Here is a 20,587-nt window from a genome sequence, read left to right as displayed (position 1 = left end):
TGCCATGCTGTGGTCACTGTTTAAGATTCTAGTTTTTGTTGCGATTATAGGTCTTCTGGCCGTGGGTGCGGGTTCCCTCATGGAAACCAGCGGTGGTGTACAGATCACAGCCGGCGGGACGGAGTACACTTTAGGGCCGTTGCAATCGGTCATCGCACTGGGCGTTCTGGTTTTTGCAGTTTGGCTTTTGTTTAAGCTGCTGACCCTGTTGATCGCCACGCTGAAGTTCCTCAACGGAGACGAAACCGCACTCTCGCGCTATTTCGACCGCAGCCGCGAGCATCGCGGGTATCAAGCGTTGTCCGATGGTCTGATGGCGCTGGCCTCGGGTGAAGGGCGCGTGGCTTTGAACAAGGCCACCAAGGCGGAGCGGCTTTTGAACAAACCCGAGTTGACCAACCTGCTGGTGGCTCAGGCTGCCGAGATGAACGGTGACACCCAAAAGGCGGCTGACACCTACAAAAAGCTGGTGACGGACAATGCAACCCGCTTTGTCGGTGTGCGCGGTATCATGAAACAGAAACTGGCCGAAGGGGATGACGAAACCGCCCGCAAACTGGCCGAAAAAGCTTTGGCCATGAAGCCGCGCCACCTGGAAACACAGGACATTCTGCTGGGTCTTCAGACCAAGGCACAAGATTGGGCAGGCGCGCGGTCGACATTGACTGCCAAGTTGAAATCCGGCCACCTGCCGCGCGACGTGTTCAAGCGCCGCGATGCTGTGCTGGCCCTGTCCGAGGCCAAGGGGATTCTGGACGAGAACGCCACGGTCGAACAGCAAGAGCGCGCGATTGAGGCGAACCGCCTGTCTCCTGATCTGGTGCCTGCGGCCGCAATGGCAGCGCGCGCTTACATCGAAAAAGGCAAACCGCGCAATGCGACCAAAATCGTGAAAAAAGCGTGGGAAGTACAGCCGCACCCCGACCTCGCCCATGTCTTTGCCGAGATTGCGCCGGATGAAACGCCACATGAACGGATCAAACGCTTTACTGCGCTGACCCGCATTCACCCTGAGAATATGGAAACCCGGCTTATTCTGGCGGAATTGAACATCGTGGCCGAAGACTTCCCCGAGGCGCGTCGCGCGCTGGGCGATGTGGTCGAAAAGCAGGCAGATGCGCGCGGTTACACGTTGATGGCGGCCATTGAACGGGGCGAGGGGTCCTCGGACGCGGTAGTACAGGGTTGGCTGGCCAAGGCGCTGACTGCACCGCGCGGGCCACAATGGGTCTGCGACAATTGTCACGACATCCAGCCCGAGTGGGCTCCGGTCTGTCAGAACTGCAGCAGCTTTGACACGCTCAGCTGGCAAACGCCGCAAACGCCGGAAATCGCAAGCGCGACGGGTGTTCATATGCTGCCTCTGATCGTTGGTGCGTTGGAAGACAGCAGCGAGCCGGAAGCTGAGGTCGAGGTTGAAGTGGAAGACGTCGAGGAACCGGTTGATCCCGAGATCATCGAATTGGATGTGGAACCAGTCCGCCCCGACGTCGAACCCGTGGTCGAGAAACAGGCCTGACGCGCTATTCCTCAGGTGAGTTCCTGACATAAGTCCAGCGGTACGTCGGAGGTGTGGGGCCTTTGTTGCGGCCACCTTGCTGCATTTGCTCCCACGCATGTGCCAGTATGCCGACTGACCGGGAGAGGCAAAACAAACCACGCGCAAGCGGTGGTTCGAACCCAAGCTCTGCGTAGATGACAGCCGTGGCCCCGTCGATGTTCATCGGGAGGGGTTTGCCTTTGCGACGTGCAAGCTCTGCTTCGATATCCAACGCGATTTTCCGGAAACGTCCGTCACACACGCCGCGTTCTACTGCCTCACAGACCAGGGCCATCAATCGCGGTGCGCGAGGATCGGTGGGTGTGTGAAACCGGTGGCCGAAACCCGGCAGTATCTTTCCGTGGTCGCCGACCCAGTCGTCAATCGCTGCACCGATCCCGCCCGTGTGCGAGCCAATAAAGTGGTACAGCTCAACCGCCTGCTCACCGGCCCCGCCGTGGATGTCGCCCAGCATGTTCACCGCGCTGGCCATTGCGTTGTTCAAAGGTAAACCGCAGGTCACTGCCATCCGGGCCGTCGCAATAGAAGGCGCCTGTGGTCCATGATCCACGGCGGCAACCAGGGCCGCTTCGAACAGATTTGCCTGCGCGGGTAACGGGCGGCTGCCGCGAACCAGAAACCAGATCATTTCAGCGAAACTGAGGTTGCCGATCAGGTCCTCGATGGGTTCACCGCGCAGGGCGATGCGCCCGGGTTCCATGTCAATGATGGATGTGCTCCACCAGTCGGAAACATCGCTCATATCACACCATCCTTGGCCAGCTCCTTGATCTCATCCGGTGACAAGCCAAGTTCGGACCAGATTGAATCGTTGTCCGCGCCCAATTCCGGCGGTGAGACTTTCGGCATATTTCGCTGCCCGTCCATCACCACGGGGCTGCCTGCCAGCTGCATGTCCTCTCCTTGCACGTGCAGAGATCCAATCAGCCCCCGGTCAGAGAGTTGTTCGTCCGCCAACGCCTCAGGGACTGTCAGCACTTGCCCCGTGGGTACGCCCAAGCCATTCAATTCGCTGACCCACTCGCTCGCGGGACGCAATATTAGGGACTTCTCCAGCTCATCCCGCAAAGCGTGGCGGTTTCGTTTGCGATCTTCGCGTGTTGTATAGTCAGGGTCATCCAACAGGTCCTCGCGGCCAAGTTGCCGGGCGAGGGCTTGCCATTGTTCATCGCGATTGGCGGCGATGTTGATCGGGCTGTCGGATGTGGCGAAGGTACCGGACGGTGCCGAGGTTGTGTTTTCATTGCCATGCGCGCCGGGCATCACACCGCCGACAAGGTAGTTGGACACAACCCATCCCATGGTCGAGATCATGGCCTCGGACATGGCAATATCCAGAAACGCGCCACGGGGATTTGCGTTCAATGCGGCACTCACCGCAAAGGCGGCCGTCAGCCCCCCGACCGTATCAGCCAGCGGATAGCCAACGCGGTAGGGTGCCGTGTCCGCCGCGCCGGTGATCGACATGACCCCGCTGATGCCCTGAACGATCTGGTCATAGGCAGGGTCATCGCGGCGCGGACCGTCCTGCCCGAACCCGCTTATTGCGCAATAGATCAAGGCAGGGTTTTCGGTACGCAGAACGTCATACCCCAGACCCAACCGACCCATCACGCCGGGCCGGAAGTTTTCAACCAGAACATCCGCCGTTTTCACAAGCTGCTTTAGCAGAGCCTTGCCCCGACTGGATTTCATATCCAGCGTGACCGATTTCTTCTGCGCGTTCTGCGCCAGAAAGCTGACCCCCATACCGGCTTTATTCCGGTCAGGATCAGCCCCAAGCACACGCGCCAGATCACCGCTATTGGGGCGTTCGACCTTGATCACCTCGGCCCCCATCAGAGCCAGTTGGTAACAACAATACGGGCCAGCAAGCACGTTTGTCAGATCAAGAACCCGAACACCGCTGAGCGGTTCAGTCCCCATCAGCCACACCAGCGGCCCGTGCCCGTGCACGACGTGCGCGGTAGCTGGGCAGCAGAACCAGCAGGACGGCAATGGCAAGCAGTCCCAAGGTCATCGGACGTTCCCAGATAAACGCGATGCCGTCATAGAGTTGCATCGAACGCGAAAAGTTATCCTCCATCATGCCGCCAAGGATGAACCCGATCAGCAGGGGTGCCAGCGGATAGTCTGCGAACTTCAAGGCCGTTGCGCATACGCCGAAACCCACCAGGATCAGCAATTCAGTGGCATTGTTCTGCCCGATATAGGCACCCATTAGTGTGAAGAACAAAATGAACGGGATCAGATAGTTGCGCGGAACGGCCAGCACTTTAGCAATGTAGGGGATCAGCGGCAGGTTCAGGATCAGCAGGACGAGGTTACCGATGAACATCGACATGATCACCGCCCAGAAGATCTGAGGCTCATCCAGCATTAGACGCGGACCCGGGGTGACGTTCAGGGCAATCAAAGCACCCAGAAGGATCGCGGTCGTTCCGGAACCGGGAATGCCCAGTGTCAGCAGCGGCACGAAAGATCCGGTGCAGGCCGCGTTATTCGCCGATTCAGGCGCGGCCAGACCTTTGATCGAGCCTTTGCCGAATTCCTCCTGCTCATCCTTGGGGGCAATGTTCCGTTCCACCGCGTAGCCGAGGAAACTGGCAATGGTCGCGCCCGCGCCGGGCAGGACGCCGATAAAGAATCCCTGCACCGATTGGCGACCGATGACCGGAGTGATGGCCTTCGCCTCGGCCTTGGTAATGCGCAGATCCTTGATCTTGCCGTCATCACCTTTCAGGTCCTTGGGTTTAAGCACCAGGAACAACGCCTCGGGCAAGGCGAACATCGCCATGGCCAAGGTGATGAAGCCAAATCCGGATTGCAGGTCCATGATACCCATTGTGAAACGCGGAAGATTGAACAGCGCTCCCTCTCCGACGGTGGCCATGATCAATCCCATGGTCGTCATGATGATGGCCTTGGCCACCTGCCCCGAACCGGCAAAGGCTGCGATGGCCGAAAGACCCACCACCATCAATGCGAAATATTCGGCTGAATGGAACAGCAGAGCGACCGAAGACAGCGCCGGAGCAAAGACCATCAGCAAAATGGCACCGATCGTGCCGCCTGCGAAACTGGCGATTGCCGCGATGGTCAGGGCCTTGCCTGCCTTGCCCTGCCGGGCCATTGGATAGCCGTCAAAACTTGAGGCCACGGTCCCCGCGACCCCCGGCGCATTCAGCAGAATGGACGACGTCGAGCCACCGAAGATCGCGCCATAATAAACCCCTGCCAAAAGGATCAGTGCGGCGGATGGGTCACCCATCGAGATCGCGACAGGGATCATGATCGCGATGATCGACATCGGACCCAGACCCGGAAGCATGCCGATAAACGTGCCGATCAGGCATCCGGCAACGACCATTAGCAGGTTTTGAATTGAGAATGCCGTTTGCAGGCCGATCAGAAGTCCTTCTAGCATGTCAGCCTCCGAACACGCCTGGCAGGGGGCGCATATAAATTCCAAGAACTTCCTGAACCAGATACCAGACGGATCCGGTTGCCACGAACGCGACAGGCAGCATGATGTGCCACTTGCGTTCACCCAGAATGAAAGACCCGAGGATCAGGAAACTGGATGTCGCGATCAGAAAACCGACCGGGCGCAGGCACAGGGCATAGACAACCATGAGCACCAGAAGAGAAATTGCCTGACCTAGGTGATATTCACCAAGTCTGCGGTAATCGATATCGGCCTCTTTGACCTCGCTCTTTTCAAAGCCAAGCAGGATGATCGAACACGCGACCACGCCTAGAATAGACAGCACCTTTGGAAATGTGCTGGGCCAGATCGGATTTCTCTGCATGAAAGGAGGAAGACTTCCGTCCATCGTGAACCAGGCGGTGTACCCATATGTCAGGCAAACACCCAGCAAAATAAGCGCGATCCAGCGATCCAGCGCCATGACGTCCCCTCCCATGTATCTTGTTTTTTGGGACAGCAGAGCGACCAAACGCTCTGCCGTAGATTGCCTTAGAGAAAGCCCAACTTCTTCATCAGGTCGCTGATCTGCTGTTCCTGGCCTTCCAGAAACGCCTCGAAATCGGCACCCGAGTTGTGGATGTTCACCCAACCGTTACGGGCACGAACCTCTTCCCATTCGGGCGTGTCGTACATCTTGGCGATGGCTTGCTGATAGGCTGCCAGCTTGTCCTCGGGCAGGCCGGGGGCAGCAAAGAATCCACGCCAGTTCACGAAAGTGGTGTCGATGCCCTGTTCTTTCATTGTCTGTGCATCAGGTGCTGCATCAACGCGTTCCTCAGCGGTCACACCGATGATTTTAACCTCACCCGCGTTCGCCAGATCGACGGCTTCGGAGAAACCGGTCGACAGTGCGGCGATCTCACCCGACAGCAGGGCAGCCATAGCTTTACCGCCCGCGTCATAAGGGATGTACTTCACGCCCAACGCATCCTTGCCTGCAGCTTCCATGACCATTGCGGCAACCAGATGGTCCATGCCGCCAGGAACCGAGCCGCCACCGATCGCGGTTGCGCCCGGATCCGCGTCATAAGCCGCCAGCAGGTCCGCCATCGAGTTGATCGGGCTATCTTTGCCTACAACAATCGCTGCGTAGTCGCCGATTGTGCCCGAGACCAGTGTCAGGTCACGGAAGTTATGCGGGAACACACCGGTCAGCGAGCGGATCACGATGGGCGTCGAGTTGACCATCAGCGTGCCGTGGTTGCTGTCGGCGTTTTCAATCAAGAAGCCGATGGCTTTACCGCCGCCGCCGCCCGACATGTTCTCATAAGACGCTGTGCCGACCAGACCAGCATTGGTCAGGGCCTCGCCAGTTCCGCGGGCGGTACCGTCCCAGCCACCGCCGGCGCCGCCGGGGATCAGAAAGTGGATGCTGTCGACGACTTCTTCGGATGCGGCAGGTCCAACCAGACCAATTGCTGCAACAGCTGCTATCAGGGCCCGACGGCCCAGGTTAAATGTTGTCATTATGTCCTCCCATTTGACAACTGGCCGCTCAGCGGCACAGATTATCCTGCACCTAAACACGCCAACCTGACATCAACCTGTCATGCAAAAAGAAACTGATTTTCACCCATGAAATTTCTGCTTGTCGAAGACAATCTCGACCTCGCGAACGCGATCAGTTCCCGCATGCAGCTGGATGGTCATGTTGTTGATAATGCAGCGAATTTGGAAGATGCACGCGCTTTTGTTACGACCGAGGAATACGACCTTATCCTGCTGGATATCATGTTGCCCGATGGGGATGGCCGCGAGTTCCTAAGGCAGCACCGCGCAAGCCGTTTGGACACGCCGGTGATCGTTCTGACCGCGCGCAGTCAGGTTTCGGATCGAATCGGTTCGCTCGATCTGGGGGCGGACGACTACGTCACCAAGCCTTTCGATCATGCGGAACTTGAGGCCCGCTGCCGCGCCGTTCTGCGTCGGAAGTCCGGAAGCTCAAAGTCGACGATTGAAGTTGGCGGAATTATCTTTGATCCAGTTGCTGGTCATTTGACCGTCGATGGTGTCACGCTCTCCCTACGCAATCGCGAGCTGAGAATGATTGAGCTGTTCATAAACGCGCCGGGACAGGTGTTTTCCAAGCAGAAGCTGGCGGACAGGCTGTTCTCTTATGATGACAACGTGTCGGACAATGCGATTGAGGTCTATGTCGGACGCCTGCGCAAGCATCTTGAAAAATCCGGCATGAAAATCACCACGTTGCGCGGGCTGGGATACAGGCTGGATCATGACGACTAGCCCAACAGTTTCGGGATCCCTGAGGAATCGTCTAGTGGTGACGCTGATTGGCGGAGCGGCGGTTCTGGCGATCCTATTGTTCCTGACAGTGCGCAGCTATGCCGCAAAGGTCGCCCAACAGGGACAGGACGATATATTGGGGGCGTCTGTCTCTTCAATTCTTGATGCCGCCGCACTCAGGGATGGTCAGCTTGAGGTGGACATCCCCTATGCCGCGTTTTCCATGCTCAGCACGCCGTCGGATGACCGGGTATTCTATGCCATTTATCAGGATGGGGAATTCTTGTCTGGATATGAGGATTTGAACCTCGCAGATGGCCCGATTGAAGGCAGGTGGGCCTTTCAAACCGGTCAGGTGCGCGGCGAGCGTGTCCGTCAGGTCAGTGCCAGCCGAAAGCTGGTCGGTTTGGGTCGCCAGACCGAGATTGAGGTCGCGTTGGGGCAAACGCAGGATGCGTTGTCCGATACGCTGGATCAGATTTCACGCAATGCAGCGTATTTGGGGATCGGGTTCTTTCTGCTCACCGCCGCTCTTTCATTCTGGGTGACATCATCAACGATCGGCCAGTTGAACAAACTGACGAACTCGGTCACACGCAGAGGTCCGCAGGATCTAAGCCCGTTCAAGAAACCCGTGCCAAAAGAGATGGCACCGCTGGTGACGTCGCTGAACTCGCTCATGGGTCGTCTGGACCAATCGCTTAGCCAATCCGAGGACTTTATCGCCGAAGCCGCGCACCGGGTGCGAACGCCGCTGGCGACGGTCAGGTCTTATGCCGAGGCAACCCTTCACCGCGTGGAACGGGAAGACAACCGCGAGGCCTTGAAGGCCATGGTACGTGCCATCGACGAAAGCTCGCGCGCGGCAGGGCAGTTGCTGGATCACGCGATGATCACCTTTCGAGCGGATCATCTGGAGCGCGAGGACATTGATCTTGTTGTCCTGATCCGCGATCTGGTGCAGCGCCTGATCCCGATTGCCGAAATGAAAGAACTGACGCTTTCATTGTCGGGTGAGCCGTCGGTGCCGTACTCGGGCGACTCGATCCTGATCCAGAATGCTGTGCGAAATATGGTCGATAACGCGATGAAATACGCACCATCTGACAGCGCTGTCGAGATCACGATCATCGCGCATCCCGAACCCCAGATTCAGGTGCGCGACTCGGGTCCAGGCTTTCCGCCTGATGAAATCGACACGCTGACGCGACGGTTCGAACGCGGACAGAACGCGGTTGGGACCATTGGTTCCGGTCTGGGGTTGACGATCGCACAGGATGTGGCAACGGCGCATGGGGGTTCGTTGATCCTCAAGAACCGATCAAAGGGGGGCGCATGCGTTATCTTATCGCTTTAGTATTGTTGGCTGTTCCCTGCCTCGGGTGGGCCGACGACTGGGAAGACCGCCTGATCTTTAATGAAAGCGCCGAAGGTCCGCGCCTTCGTGTGATTTCCAGTACCGATACTGTCTTATTCGCCCCGGTGATCGAGGGGTTTGTTGCGGAGAACCCCCGGATTAGTGTCGAGTACCTCGTTTCCGGAACCGCCGACATCAACCGTCGTGTCCGCGCAACGCCCGATGCCTTCGATGTGATCATCTCGAGCGCGATGGACCTGCAGTTGAAACTGGCAAATGACGGCTTTGCCCTGCCAGTCGACGATGTCCCGGTGCCACACTGGGCGCAATGGCACCACAGCCTTTTTGCATTCACCTCGGAACCCGCGACAATCGTGATCAACCGAACCGCGTTTGAAGGGCAGCCCATCCCCCAGACCCGGCAAAGCCTGATCGAGGCCTTGCGCAAACGACCCGAAGAATTTCGGGGCAAGGTCGGTACCTATGACGTGCGCCAGTCTGGTCTGGGATATCTGTTTGCAACCCAGGATGCGCGCGCGTCTGAGACGTATTGGCGCTTGATGGAGGTTATGGGCGGCCTGGATGTGCGGCTCTATTGCTGCTCGGGCGAAATGATCAATGACCTAGCGGATGGCTCGATCCTTGTTGCTTACAATGTTCTGGGCAGTTACGCCGCCGTCCGAGCCGAGGGTAAAGACGCCCTTGAGGTCGTGTTACCGTCTGATTTTCAAACAATTATGATGCGTACGGCAATGGTGTCGAAAGCCACGCCAGAACCCAAAGCAGCCGAGTTGCTGCTACGTTACCTCGTAACAGAGCGACCAGCTGTGGCCGAAGAGGCCAGCCCGCTTCCTCTTTTGCAGCGGAATGATGGTTCAGACGGGCGCGAGACAATCGGTCTTGATCCTGCGTTATTGACCTTTCTGGACGGGTTGAAACGAACAAAGTTTCTTTCTGCATGGGAAGATGCCGTTATTCAGTAATAAGACCGTCACCTAAGCCCGGTGGGTCGGTAAAAACCGAAACCAGCGCCGATGCTGTTGGAATTCCTTTTCAACATCAATTGTCGCAATCAATTCCGTTTGCTAACGTCATCCACGCGTCGGGGAGGGCGTGTAAATCCAAATGTTGGACTATTCTCATAACGCTTGGCTTGTGGCGGCGTCTCTCGCTGTTGCGATGATGGCCGGATTCACAGGGCTTTATCTGACGCATGGGGCCTCAAAACTGGACGATCAGAAACGCAAACTGGTCGTGGCGTTGGCTGCGATCATTCTGGGTGGTGGGATCTGGTCGATGCATTTCGTGGCCATGCTGGGCCTGCAATTGCCGATCCTGTTTTATTATGATGCTTTGATCACCCTGATCTCAGCCCTGGTCGCGATCCTGATGGTTGGTCTGGCGCTGCTGATCCTGCATTTCCGTCCCCGCACAATGGGAACAATTGTTGGTGCGGGCGTGATCGTGGGTCTGGGGATTGTTGTCATGCACTACGTCGGTATGGCCGGGATGGAGCTGTGCCGCCCCGTTTACAATCTTTGGGACGTGGTGATTTCGACCCTGGCCTCGGTCGTTCTGTCGGTGCTGGCAATCTGGGTTGCCTATGATAACCGAACGCAACGCAATATTTTGCTGGGAACGGTGTGTTTCGGGTTGGCGGTCTTCACCATGCATTTCGTCGCCACCGGTCTGACTGATTTTGTCGCAAGCGATACCGCCGGTCGCGCCGGACCTGCGCTAAACAATCAGGTGCTGGCGATGGGGGTCACGGTTTCCGTGTTCCTGATCTGTGGTGCATTCCTGCTAACGGGCATCACCTTCATCGAACCTGCGGCAACAAATATATCGCCCAGCGCGCCGGAACCTGCCCCGGAACCAGAGCCCACATTGCGGGCCGGGGTTCCATTTGAGCGGGAGGGACAAACATTTTTCGCCCAGCCTTCCAATATCGCAGCCATCCGGGCCGAAGGGCACTACACCGTTCTCTATATGAACGCCGAGAAACTGTTTTGCCCGTGGTCCATTACCGAAGCTGAATCGCGCCTGGTGCCTGAAGGGTTTTTGCGGGCTCATCGCAGTTATCTGGTGAACCCCAAACAGGTCTCGCGGTTCGAGAGGCATAAGGATAACGGCACCTGCTATTTCGATGGTGTCGATGCGCTGGCCAAGGTGCCGGTTAGTCGATCCCGCCTGACGGACATTCGCGAGGCGCTGGGCCTTTGATCGCAGCTCGTGCAGCGCATTCGCATTTCGTGAAATAAGCCGCGCTCTCCGTTTCCACTGGCTGGAACAGATGGCTTCAGCGTTCTTTCCTTACCGCAGGTCCCCCAAGGCATACCGCTTGGACCCAGGGAGGAAAAACATGATACCAGCCGGTTTTGAGTATCACCGGCCAGGCGATATTGCCTCGGCCATTGGCATTTTGCAGGAACACGGAGATGAGGCACGCGTGATCGCGGGCGGGCACAGTCTTATCCCGATGATGAAGCTGCGCATGGCCGAAATGGGCCATCTAGTCGATCTGCAAGCGATCGAGGAGCTCAAAGGCATCGAGATTGGTGCCGGCACGGTTTCGCTTGGCGCAATGGTGACCCAGCATGAGCTGATAACCCATGACGGCTTGGCTACAGCCATTCCGTTGATCCGAGAGGCCGCGCTGCAGATTGCGGATCCTCAGGTGCGATATGTGGGAACCGTCGGTGGAAACGTCGCCAATGGTGATCCGGGCAATGATATGCCGGGGTTGATGCAATGCCTGAACGCAACGTTTGAACTGTCTGGCCCCGATGGCCGCCGCAGTGTCGCCGCGCGTGAGTTTTATGAGGCCGCTTACTTCACTGCGCGGGACGATGAAGAAATCTTGACCCGTATTTCGATCCCGGTGCCGGGCGCAGGTGTGGGTCAGGCCTACGAAAAGCAGAAACGCAAGATCGGCGATTATGCGACAGCGGCAGCAGCAGTGATGGTGGGCAATGGTCATGCCTCGGTCGCGATGACCAATTTGGCGGACACACCAGTCTGGTCTGAAAGCGCAAGCAATGCGCTGGCGGATGGGGATGTCAGCGGTTGTGTCGCCGCGATGCTCGATGCGATCGACCCGGTGGCCGACAATCGCGGCCCGGTCGAATTCAAGAAACACGTGGCCGCTGTGATGCTGCGCCGCGCCATCGAACGCGCGCAAAGCCGCGCGGGTTGAGGGGAGGAACAACGATGTCAAAAATGCACGTAAAACTCACCGTGAACGGCAAGCAGGTCGAAGGCCTGGCCGAGCCGCGCACGCTGTTGATCCATTTCCTGCGGGAAGATCTGAAAATCACAGGCCCGCATATCGGATGCGAAACCAGCCATTGCGGGGCCTGTACCGTGGATATCGACGGCAAGTCCGTGAAATCCTGCACGACCTTTGTGGCCCAAGTGAACGGGGCCGATATCGCTACTGTCGAAGGGCTGACCAATGACGACGGCAGCCTCGGCGTTCTGCAAGAGATGTTCCGCGAACATCACGGGCTGCAATGCGGTTTCTGCACGCCGGGCATGATCACCCGCGCGCATCGTCTGCTGCAGGAGAACCCGAACCCGACCGAGGAAGACATCCGCTTTGGCATGTCCGGCAACCTGTGCCGCTGCACCGGATATCAGAACATCGTCAAGGCGATCGCGGCATCTGCCGACATGCTGAACGCTCAGAAGGAGGCTGCGGAATGAACGACCAGACTCTGACCCCCGAAGAACGCGTCGCCAATCTCAAAGGGATGGGCAGTTCGCGCAAACGCGTCGAAGATGTGCGCTTTACCCAGGGCAAGGGCAATTATGTCGATGACATCAAGATGGACGGGATGCTGTTTGGCGCCTTTGTCCGCTCTCCGTATGCCCATGCCCGCGTCGTCAGCGTGAACAAAGAGGCGGCGCTGGCGATACCTGGCGTTGTTGCGGTTCTGACCGCCGAAGACCTTGCGCCATTGGGATTGCATTGGATGCCGACGTTGGCGGGCGACAAGCAAATGGTGCTGGCCGATGGCAAGGTTCTGTTCCAGGGCCAGGAAGTTGCTTATGTCGTCGCTGAAAATCGGTATATCGCGGCGGATGCGGCCGAGCTGGTCGAAGTTGACTATGAAGAACTGCCCGTTCTGACCAACCCGTTCGAGGCGCTGAAATCAGATGTTGTCCTGCGCGAAGACCTTGCGGGTCAGACCGAAGGCGCACATGGGCCGCGCAAGCATCACAACCATATCTTCACTTGGGAACAGGGCGACAAGGACGCGACCGAAGCGGTTCTGAGTCAGGCCGATGTCGTGGCCGAAGAGATGGTCTATTACCACCGCACGCATCCTTGCCCGTTGGAGACCTGCGGCTGTGTCGCGTCAATGGACAAGGTGACCGGTAAGCTGACGCTCTATGGCACGTTCCAGGCCCCGCACGCGATCCGTACCGTTGTATCGCTGATCTCGGGTCTGGCCGAGCACAATATCCGGGTGATCAGCCCTGATATCGGTGGCGGCTTTGGTAATAAAGTTGGTGCCTATGCGGGCTATGTCTGCTCGGTTGTCGCCTCGATTGTCACCGGCCAGCCGGTGAAATGGGTCGAGAACCGGATGGAAAACCTTATGTCCACCGCCTTTGCGCGTGACTATTGGATGCAGGGCAAGATCGCGGCAACCAAGGATGGCAAAATCACCGGTCTCTGGTGCCATACGACAGCGGATCATGGTGGATTTGACGCTTGTGCCGATCCGACCAAATTCCCGGCCGGTTTCATGAACATCTGCACTGGGTCCTACGACATCCCGACCGCCTATTTGGCCGTAGACGGTGTCTATACCAACAAGGCACCGGGCGGGGTGGCTTATCGTTGTTCGTTCCGTGTGACAGAGGCCGCATATTTCATCGAACGGATGATCGAAGTACTGGCCATCAAACTGAACATGGACGCGGCCGAACTGCGTCGGATCAACTTTATCCGCAAAGATCAGTTCCCGTATCAGTCCGCGCTGGGCTGGGAGTATGACTCGGGCGATTATCACACCGCCTGGGACAAGGCGCTGAAGGCCGTCGACTACGAAGGTCTGCGGGCGGAACAGGCGCAGCGGGTTGAGGATTTCAAGGCTGGAAAAACTCGCAAACTGTTGGGCATTGGCCTGACGCATTTCACCGAAATCGTCGGCGCCGGACCGGTCAAGAACTGCGATATCCTCGGACTGGGAATGTTCGACTCGTGCGAAATCCGGATTCACCCGACGGGTTCCGCCATCGCGCGGCTGGGGACAATCAGCCAGGGTCAGGGCCACGCCACAACCTTTGCCCAGATCATCGCCAGTGAGATCGGGCTTCCTGCGGACGATATCACGTTGGAGGAAGGCGATACCGATACCGCACCGTACGGGCTTGGAACCTACGGGTCTCGGTCCACACCGGTTGCCGGTGCCGCGACAGCCATGGCCGCGCGCAAAATCCGCGCCAAGGCGCAGATGATCGCGGCCTATCTGCTCGAGGTCCATGACAATGATGTCGAATGGGATGTCGATCGGTTTGCCGTCAAAGGCGCGCCCGAGCGGTTCAAGACCATGAAAGAGATCGCTTTTGCCGCCTACAACCAGGCGATTCCGGGGCTGGAGCCCGGTCTGGAGGCCGTCAGCTACTATGACCCCCCGAATATGACTTACCCGTTCGGGGCCTATATCTGTGTCATGGAGATCGATGTGGATACCGGTGAATGGGATGTTCGGCAGTTCTATGCGCTGGACGATTGCGGCACGCGGATCAACCCGATGATCATCGAAGGGCAGGTCCATGGTGGGGTGACCGAAGCGCTGGCCATCGCGATGGGGCAGGAGATTGCCTACGACGAGATGGGCAACGTCAAGACCGCGACGCTGATGGATTTCTTCCTGCCAACGGCTTGGGAGACGCCGAACTACACCACCGATCACACGGTCACGCCATCTCCGCACCACCCGATCGGTGCAAAAGGTGTTGGTGAAAGCCCGAATGTGGGCGGTGTACCTGCGTTCTCGAACGCGGTGCATGATGCGTTCCGGCCCTTTGGGTTGGTGCAAAGCCATATGCCACATGATCATTGGCGGATCTGGAAGATCGCCAATGGGTTGGGGATGCACGGGTAAACGGTTTCGAACCGGCTTTTGCCGGTCCGACCGAACGGAGGGGGTTCTACCCCCTCCGAACCTCCCCCGGGATATTTTTGGCCAGATGAAGATTGGATCCTGGTTTTGACTTTGAGTGATGTTCAGAACGGATTGGCCGCGCAGGGCTATGTTTCCGATGACCGGTTGGCGATGGCGCTGCATTTGGCACAGCAACTTGGGCGGCCATTGTTGTTGGAAGGTCCTGCTGGCGTTGGAAAGACTGAAGTGGCAAAGGCCCTGGCCGCGTGGCAGGACGCCCGGCTGATCCGGCTGCAATGTTATGAAGGGCTCGATGCCAGTCATGCCATTTATGAATGGAACTATCAGCGTCAGCTTCTGGCGATCCGAGCGAGCGAGGCGCAGGGCGGAACGAGCGAAGCACAGCTTTTCTCAGATGAATATCTGCTGAAACGTCCCTTGTTAGAGGCCATTTCGCAAGATGCCCCTCCGGTTCTGCTAATTGATGAAATTGACCGGGCCGACGAAGAATTTGAAGCGTATTTGTTGGAAATCCTCTCGGACTTTCAAATCACAATTCCCGAACTGGGCACGATCCCGGCGCGTACAAAGCCGACCGTTATTCTGACGGCGAATGGCACGCGGGACTTGTCCGATGCACTGCGCCGCCGGTGCCTGTACAGTTTCCTTGACTACCCGTCGCGTGAAACCGAAATGGCAATCTTGAAAGCCCGCATGCCCCAAGTTGAAGGGCAGTTGGCACGCCAGATTGTTGGCGTCGTGCAGGCTTTGCGCAAAGAAGACTTGGAGAAGACTCCGGGCATTGCCGAGATGCTGGACTGGGCGGCAGCCCTTTCCGGATTGGGTGTCAACGACATGGCGCAGTCTCGCGAAGAGGTTCAGGCGACTCTTGTCTGTCTTCTGAAAACCGCAGCCGATTATGACGCGGCCCCGCCTGAAGTGATGGACCGCCTGATTGGAAAGGTGGCGTGATGCAGGTCACCCGGTTCCCTTCTCGTGCCTCTGGCCTGGCGGATCGCATGTCTGGCTTCATTGCACATTTGCGGATGAACGGGATGCGCGTCGGACCGGCTGAGACCGGGGATGCATTGGCGGTGCTGGCGGAAGTAGAGGCGACGGATTTGCCGCAGGCCAGACAGGCGCTGTGTGTATTGCTGGCCGGTGACGCAGAGGACTGGCGACGGTTTGACGATCTTTTCGATGCATATTGGCTAAATGCCGGGAAACAACGGACCGGAGTGGCGCAAACCGCGCATGTTCGGGTGCAATCCGCCAAGCCGATGATCTGGCAGCAAGAAAGCCAAGACATTCAGGAGACCAGTTCCGATTCGGATCAGGACGCAACCCCTGATCCGGGCGACGAACAGGCTGTGGGGAGAGACGGGAAGCTGATTGCGACCCGTACGGCCAACCTGTCGCGTCGGGATTTGCGTGAACTGATGGATGAAGACGCACTGAAGCAGGCCGAACAAGCGGCGACAGCGCTGGCGCGCGCCATCCGCGACCGCCGCTCGCGCCGGCGGAAAAAAGCGCTGCGGGGGCCTGCTCTGGACATGCGCCGGATACAGCGCGCCAGCCTTGCACGGGGCGGCGAGCCGATGGACCTGTATCGCCGCGCCCGCCCACCGCGTCCGATGCGGATCGTTGCACTGTGCGATGTAAGCGGTTCGATGACGGTATATTCGCGCGTCTTTCTGGCTTTCCTGAAAGGCTTGATTGGCACAGGAACCGAAGCGGACGCATATCTGTTCCATACGCGCTTGATGCGCGTCACGGATGCGTTGCGCGACCACGATTCGCTGCGCGCAGCAGGGCGGTTGTCGCTGATGGCCGAAGGGTTTGGCGGAGGCACGGATATCTCAGGCAGTCTTGAGCATTTTCTAAATGGATATGGCGCGCGCGCACTGAACGGTCGGACCATCGTACTGATCCTGTCTGACGGGTATTGCAGCTCGGACCCGCAAGCTTTGGGCGATGTATTGGCTCGGATTCGACGCAAAGCCCGGCGGATTGTCTGGCTGAACCCGTTGAAAGGCTGGCGCGACTACCAGCCCATTGCCGCCGCAATGCAGGCAGCTGAGCCGTATCTGGACGCGCACCTGCCCGCAAACACGCTTGAGGCGCTGGCGGCGCTGGAACCGCAATTCCGTAAGCTGTGAAAGGAGCCCACATGGCAAGCTTCGACATATTCGACACGATTGAGCAGCTGCGCAAAACTGATGAAGCCTTTTGCGTGGCCACGGTGTTGCGGACTGCGGATGCAACTTCGGCGAAAGCCGGGGGCAAGGCTGCGATTACAAAAGATGGACGGATCCTGGGCCATTTGGGCGGGGGCTGCGTTCAACGTGCGGTTCGATCCTCGGCCCAGCAGGCGTTGGCCAGTGGTTCGCCGCAAATGATCCGGGTCAAACCTTCGGAAAAGGTGGTGAACATGGCCGATCCTGATGGCATTCAGACGTTCAAAAGCGGTTGCCCGTCCGGCGGCACTGTCGATCTGCTTGTCGAGCCGTATCAGCACGCACCGCGATTGGTGATTTTTGGCGAGTCGCTGATTGCAGAGGCACTGGCAGTCCATGGGGCACTGGCTGGGTTTCGCGTGTGTCTCAGTGACGCGTCAGAGACAGAAGGTGACTGCCAACGGTTCACTCTGGATTCCGTCCAAAACCTAGGGGTTGAGCCGCGGGACTTCGTTGTCGTGGCTTCGCAAGGACAGGGCGATGCCGCCGCCCTGGCCGCCGCTCTGCAAACGGACGCCAAGCGGGTGTCGATGGTGGCCAGCCATCGCAAGGCCGAAACGCTGGTGGCCAAGCTGATATCGCAAGGTTTGGACCCGATACGAGCTGCGCGGCTGAAGTCACCGGCAGGTCTGAACATCCACGCGATCGACCCGCATGAGATCGCCGTGTCGATCCTGGCTGAAATTGTGCTTTGGCGAAACAGTGACAAATCCAAAACGGAGTCCCATGATGAGAAACGTGCTTAAACGCCTGAGGTCCCTGTGGCCCGCGCGTCCCGAACAAACTCCGGAAGAGGCGACAGAGACCGCGCTTCTGGTATATCCAAGATGCTGTTGAACAAAGGAAAGTTGAATGGAACTGAGTGACGAAGTCCGCATCTCTGCGCCGCGGGATGTGGTTTACAAGGCTCTGAATAATCCCGAAATCCTGCAGGAATGCATCCCAGGGTGCGAAGAGCTGATCCAAAATTCACCCGAAGATCTGGAAGCCAAGGTGGTCTTGAAGATCGGCCCCGTCAAAGCCCGGTTTGCGGGCGCTGTGACGCTGGACACTGCCAATGCACCGGACGAGTTTTCCTTGACCGGGGAAGGCAAGGGCGGTGCCGCCGGATTTGCCAAGGGTGGTGCAGACGTGACGCTGACTGAAGATGGGGACGAAACCGTTCTGGCTTATACAGCCAAGGTCGAGGTTGGTGGAAAAATCGCCCAGCTGGGCAGCCGCCTAATCGCTGGTACGGCGAAAAAGCTGTCGGGCAAATTTTTTACCCGGTTTGGCGAAGTTGTTTCAGAACAATCCGTCACTTAAGGCGCGTGACAGGGCCGGTGAATGGACCGGCCCGCGTCAGATCACATCCCACGGAAACTCAATTCCGGTAAGAGAATATCAGTGGTTTGATTTTAAGGAGATTTGGTGCCCAGGAGAGGACTCGAACCTCCACGTCCATACGGACACTAGCACCTGAAGCTAGCGCGTCTACCAATTCCGCCACCTGGGCAGGTGTCGTGGAGGGGCGTTTAAGCCCACTGGCTGGAAGGGTCAACCAGATTCGGGAAGATTTTTAAAAGTTTTTTTCGCACATCCAAATTCAGTTTGAATTGGTTGGTCTTTTCACTGACGCGCGGCGTTATTGCGCCTTGTTTGACAAGCCTCAGAGCGCTAGATCGATAGAGGACCCACAAGCAGGAGCCATCTCATGTCGAAAATGGTCACGATTTACGGCGGATCGGGATTTGTCGGCCGGTATATTACGCGGCGCATGGCAAATGAAGGGTGGCGTGTCCGGGTGGCGGTGCGGCGCCCGAATGAGGCGATGTTTGTCAGGCCCTATGGTGTGGTCGGCCAGGTCGAACCCATTTTGTGCAACATCCGTGATGATGCCTCGGTCGCGGCGGCGATGCATGGGGCAGATGCGGTGGTGAATTGCGTCGGTGTTCTGAACGAGCTGGGCAAGAACGCCTTTGACGCGGTGCAGGCTGATGGGGCCGAGCGGATCGCGCGTTTGGCGGCCGAACAGGGCATTTCCCGGATGGTTCATATCTCAGCCATCGGAGCGGACGCCGAGTCCGACAGCGAATATTCGCGAACCAAGGCGCATGGTGAGGCCGGTGTGCTGACCCATATGCCAGATGCAATTATTCTGCGGCCGTCTGTGATTTTCGGAACCGAAGATCAGTTCTTTAATCGTTTTGCCGGGATGACCCGGATGGGACCTTTCCTGCCGCTGGTCGGAGCCGAAACCAAGTTCCAGCCGGTCTATGTGGATGATGTGGCCAAGGCCGCTGTTCAAGGTGTCCTGGGCCAAGCTGAAGCCGGTGTGCATGAGCTGGGCGGACCCGAGGTGAAAACCTTCCGTGCACTGATGCAGCAGATGCTTGATGTGATCCACCGACGCCGAGTGATCATCGGAATGCCCTTCTTTGTGGCCCGGATCATGGCGGGCGTGTTGGACATCTTGAAGTTCGTCAGCTTCCAACTGTTCCCGAACCACATCCTGACGCGCGATCAGCTGAAGAACCTCCGCCGCGACAATGTTGTGTCCGAAGGGGCCAAGGGGTTCGCGGATCTTGGGATCGAGCCAGCGACGTTGGAATCGGTGCTGCCAGATTACCTTTGGAAGTTTCGCCCATCGGGTCAGTACGACGACATTCAGAACTCGGCCAACAACCTGCGGACCTGATCAGCTATAGGCGATTACAAGCAGGATGGCGCCCAGGATCACGCGGTAGATGACATAAGGTGTAAAGCTGACACTGCGCAACAGGCGCATCATCAGGGCCAGAGCCAGCAGAGCTGAAATAAAAGCAAAGAATGCCGCGATTGCCCCGTCTCGGGCCAATTGGGCGTCTGCTTCGCGGATCACGTCTACCGACAACAAAACGCCTGAGGCAAGAATCGTCGGGATCGACATCAACATCGCGATCCGCGCGCCATCCTCTCGCGTATAGCCCAGTTGGCGCGCGCCGGTGATCGTAATGCCTGATCGGGATGTTCCGGGTATCAGGGCGAGAACCTGCCACAGCCCCATGATCAACGCATCGCGCAGACCCCATTCGCTTGCTTCTTTGGTCTGTGGCCCTTTTTGATCGACCCAATACAGGACAAGGCCAAAAACCAGCATGGTCCAGCCAATGACCGCCATTGACCGGAAGGCCTCGATCAGGCCGGTTTTGAACAGGATAGCCCCGACAACCACTGTGGGAATCGTGGAGATGATCAGACCCATGGCCAGCTGCGCCTGTGGTGTGTCGACCCGGCCGGTCAACGCCCGGGGAAGACCGGAGACGGCCTGTTTCACATCGGACCAGAAATACAGAACCACGGCACCCAAAGTGCCCACATGCACGGCCACGTCGATGGCCAGACCTTGATCGTCCAGCCCGGTCAGGCTGGGCAGCAGTATCAAGTGACCAGATGAAGAGATCGGCAAAAACTCAGTGATACCCTGAATAATCGCCGCGAGAATCAATTGAAAAAGACCCATCTGCCCCGCCGTGTTGTGGTCACGTCTTTGTTTGCCCAATGGGTATAAGTGCGCTGTGGAAAAGGAAAGCGTGCATATAGGTCCGAATCGGAACTAAA

General features: G+C 57.9%; 19 protein-coding genes and 1 tRNA gene. 13 read left to right on the top strand and 7 right to left on the bottom strand.

Annotation, left to right across the window (positions count from 1 at the left end):
- Positions 1-4 precede the first annotated feature (4 nt).
- Positions 5-1,519 (top strand): heme biosynthesis protein HemY, encoded by a 1,515-nt coding sequence (locus tag DHN12_RS12325; RefSeq protein ID WP_108860478.1) that lies wholly within the window; start codon positions 5-7, stop codon positions 1,517-1,519.
- A gap of 4 nt (positions 1,520-1,523) precedes the next feature.
- Here the strand turns inward: DHN12_RS12325 and DHN12_RS12320 are convergent, their stop codons facing one another.
- The 5 genes from DHN12_RS12320 to DHN12_RS12300 all read right to left on the bottom strand — a co-directional run bounded on the left by DHN12_RS12320 (position 1,524) and on the right by DHN12_RS12300 (position 6,518).
- Positions 1,524-2,303, bottom strand: coding sequence for a citryl-CoA lyase (locus DHN12_RS12320; RefSeq protein ID WP_108860477.1), 780 nt, complete (start codon positions 2,301-2,303; stop codon positions 1,524-1,526).
- Positions 2,300-3,487 carry a CaiB/BaiF CoA-transferase family protein gene (locus DHN12_RS12315; protein WP_108860476.1) on the bottom strand — a complete coding sequence of 396 codons (1,188 nt, stop codon included), beginning with the start codon at positions 3,485-3,487 and terminating at the stop codon, positions 2,300-2,302. Before DHN12_RS12315 ends, DHN12_RS12320 begins: the two co-directional genes overlap by 4 nt.
- Entirely contained in the window at positions 3,477-4,988 is a 1,512-nt protein-coding gene (locus DHN12_RS12310; RefSeq protein ID WP_058275183.1) for a tripartite tricarboxylate transporter permease, read from the bottom strand. The genes DHN12_RS12315 and DHN12_RS12310 overlap by 11 nt, the downstream gene beginning before the upstream one ends.
- Before the next feature lies 1 nt (position 4,989).
- On the bottom strand, positions 4,990-5,472 hold the full coding sequence (locus DHN12_RS12305) for a tripartite tricarboxylate transporter TctB family protein (protein WP_058275184.1): 483 nt from the start codon (positions 5,470-5,472) through the stop codon (positions 4,990-4,992).
- A 68-nt stretch (positions 5,473-5,540) separates the two neighbouring features.
- On the bottom strand, positions 5,541-6,518 hold the full coding sequence (locus DHN12_RS12300) for a tripartite tricarboxylate transporter substrate binding protein (RefSeq protein WP_058275185.1): 978 nt from the start codon (positions 6,516-6,518) through the stop codon (positions 5,541-5,543).
- A 108-nt stretch (positions 6,519-6,626) separates the two neighbouring features.
- Here DHN12_RS12300 and DHN12_RS12295 point away from each other — a divergent pair, with 108 nt between their 5' ends.
- The 11 genes from DHN12_RS12295 (at position 6,627) to DHN12_RS12245 (ending at position 18,313) form a co-directional block, all read left to right on the top strand.
- Positions 6,627-7,295, top strand: coding sequence for a response regulator transcription factor (locus tag DHN12_RS12295; RefSeq protein ID WP_108860475.1), 669 nt, complete (start codon positions 6,627-6,629; stop codon positions 7,293-7,295).
- On the top strand, positions 7,285-8,652 hold the full coding sequence (locus DHN12_RS12290) for a sensor histidine kinase (RefSeq protein ID WP_108860474.1): 1,368 nt from the start codon (positions 7,285-7,287) through the stop codon (positions 8,650-8,652). Before DHN12_RS12295 ends, DHN12_RS12290 begins: the two co-directional genes overlap by 11 nt.
- The gene (locus DHN12_RS12285) at positions 8,631-9,635 is read left to right on the top strand and encodes an ABC transporter substrate-binding protein (RefSeq protein ID WP_108860473.1); all 1,005 of its coding nucleotides are present in this window, start codon (positions 8,631-8,633) and stop codon (positions 9,633-9,635) included. The genes DHN12_RS12290 and DHN12_RS12285 overlap by 22 nt, the downstream gene beginning before the upstream one ends.
- A gap of 142 nt (positions 9,636-9,777) precedes the next feature.
- Complete coding sequence (locus DHN12_RS12280) at positions 9,778-10,875, top strand: MHYT domain-containing protein (protein WP_108860472.1); 1,098 nt, start codon at positions 9,778-9,780, stop codon at positions 10,873-10,875.
- A gap of 139 nt (positions 10,876-11,014) precedes the next feature.
- Positions 11,015-11,848, top strand: a complete 834-nt coding sequence (locus tag DHN12_RS12275) for a xanthine dehydrogenase family protein subunit M (RefSeq protein WP_108860471.1) — start codon at positions 11,015-11,017, stop codon at positions 11,846-11,848.
- A gap of 14 nt (positions 11,849-11,862) precedes the next feature.
- A complete protein-coding gene (locus DHN12_RS12270; protein ID WP_108860470.1) occupies positions 11,863-12,357 on the top strand; it encodes a (2Fe-2S)-binding protein in 495 nt (164 codons plus the stop codon).
- Entirely contained in the window at positions 12,354-14,771 is a 2,418-nt protein-coding gene (locus DHN12_RS12265) for an aerobic carbon-monoxide dehydrogenase large subunit (RefSeq protein WP_108860469.1), read from the top strand. The genes DHN12_RS12270 and DHN12_RS12265 overlap by 4 nt, the downstream gene beginning before the upstream one ends.
- 105 nt (positions 14,772-14,876) lie before the next feature.
- Entirely contained in the window at positions 14,877-15,743 is an 867-nt protein-coding gene (locus tag DHN12_RS12260; protein ID WP_108860468.1) for a MoxR family ATPase, read from the top strand.
- Positions 15,743-16,930, top strand: a complete 1,188-nt coding sequence (locus DHN12_RS12255) for a VWA domain-containing protein (RefSeq protein WP_108860467.1) — start codon at positions 15,743-15,745, stop codon at positions 16,928-16,930. The genes DHN12_RS12260 and DHN12_RS12255 overlap by 1 nt, the downstream gene beginning before the upstream one ends.
- Before the next feature lie 11 nt (positions 16,931-16,941).
- Positions 16,942-17,754: an XdhC family protein gene (locus tag DHN12_RS12250; protein WP_108860466.1), complete on the top strand. Its 813-nt coding sequence runs from the start codon at positions 16,942-16,944 to the stop codon at positions 17,752-17,754.
- A gap of 106 nt (positions 17,755-17,860) precedes the next feature.
- Positions 17,861-18,313, top strand: a complete 453-nt coding sequence (locus tag DHN12_RS12245) for a carbon monoxide dehydrogenase subunit G (RefSeq protein WP_058279316.1) — start codon at positions 17,861-17,863, stop codon at positions 18,311-18,313.
- Positions 18,314-18,416: 103 nt separating this feature from the next.
- Here DHN12_RS12245 and DHN12_RS12240 read toward each other — a convergent pair.
- Positions 18,417-18,503 (bottom strand) — tRNA-Leu (locus tag DHN12_RS12240).
- Positions 18,504-18,701: 198 nt separating this feature from the next.
- Between DHN12_RS12240 and DHN12_RS12235 the strand changes: the two genes are divergently transcribed.
- Complete coding sequence (locus tag DHN12_RS12235; RefSeq protein ID WP_108860465.1) at positions 18,702-19,685, top strand: complex I NDUFA9 subunit family protein; 984 nt, start codon at positions 18,702-18,704, stop codon at positions 19,683-19,685.
- On the opposite strand, the gene DHN12_RS12230 is transcribed toward DHN12_RS12235, so the two are convergent.
- The gene (locus tag DHN12_RS12230) at positions 19,686-20,489 is read right to left on the bottom strand and encodes an undecaprenyl-diphosphate phosphatase (protein WP_108860464.1); all 804 of its coding nucleotides are present in this window, start codon (positions 20,487-20,489) and stop codon (positions 19,686-19,688) included.
- Between the last annotated feature and the right edge of the window lie 98 nt (positions 20,490-20,587).

Source organism: Ruegeria sp. Alg231-54 (assembly GCF_900143525.1).
Classification (GTDB): domain Bacteria; phylum Pseudomonadota; class Alphaproteobacteria; order Rhodobacterales; family Rhodobacteraceae; genus Ruegeria.
The sequence above is the reverse complement of the archived record's forward strand: the minus strand, read 5'-3'. Positions and strand labels throughout refer to the sequence as shown.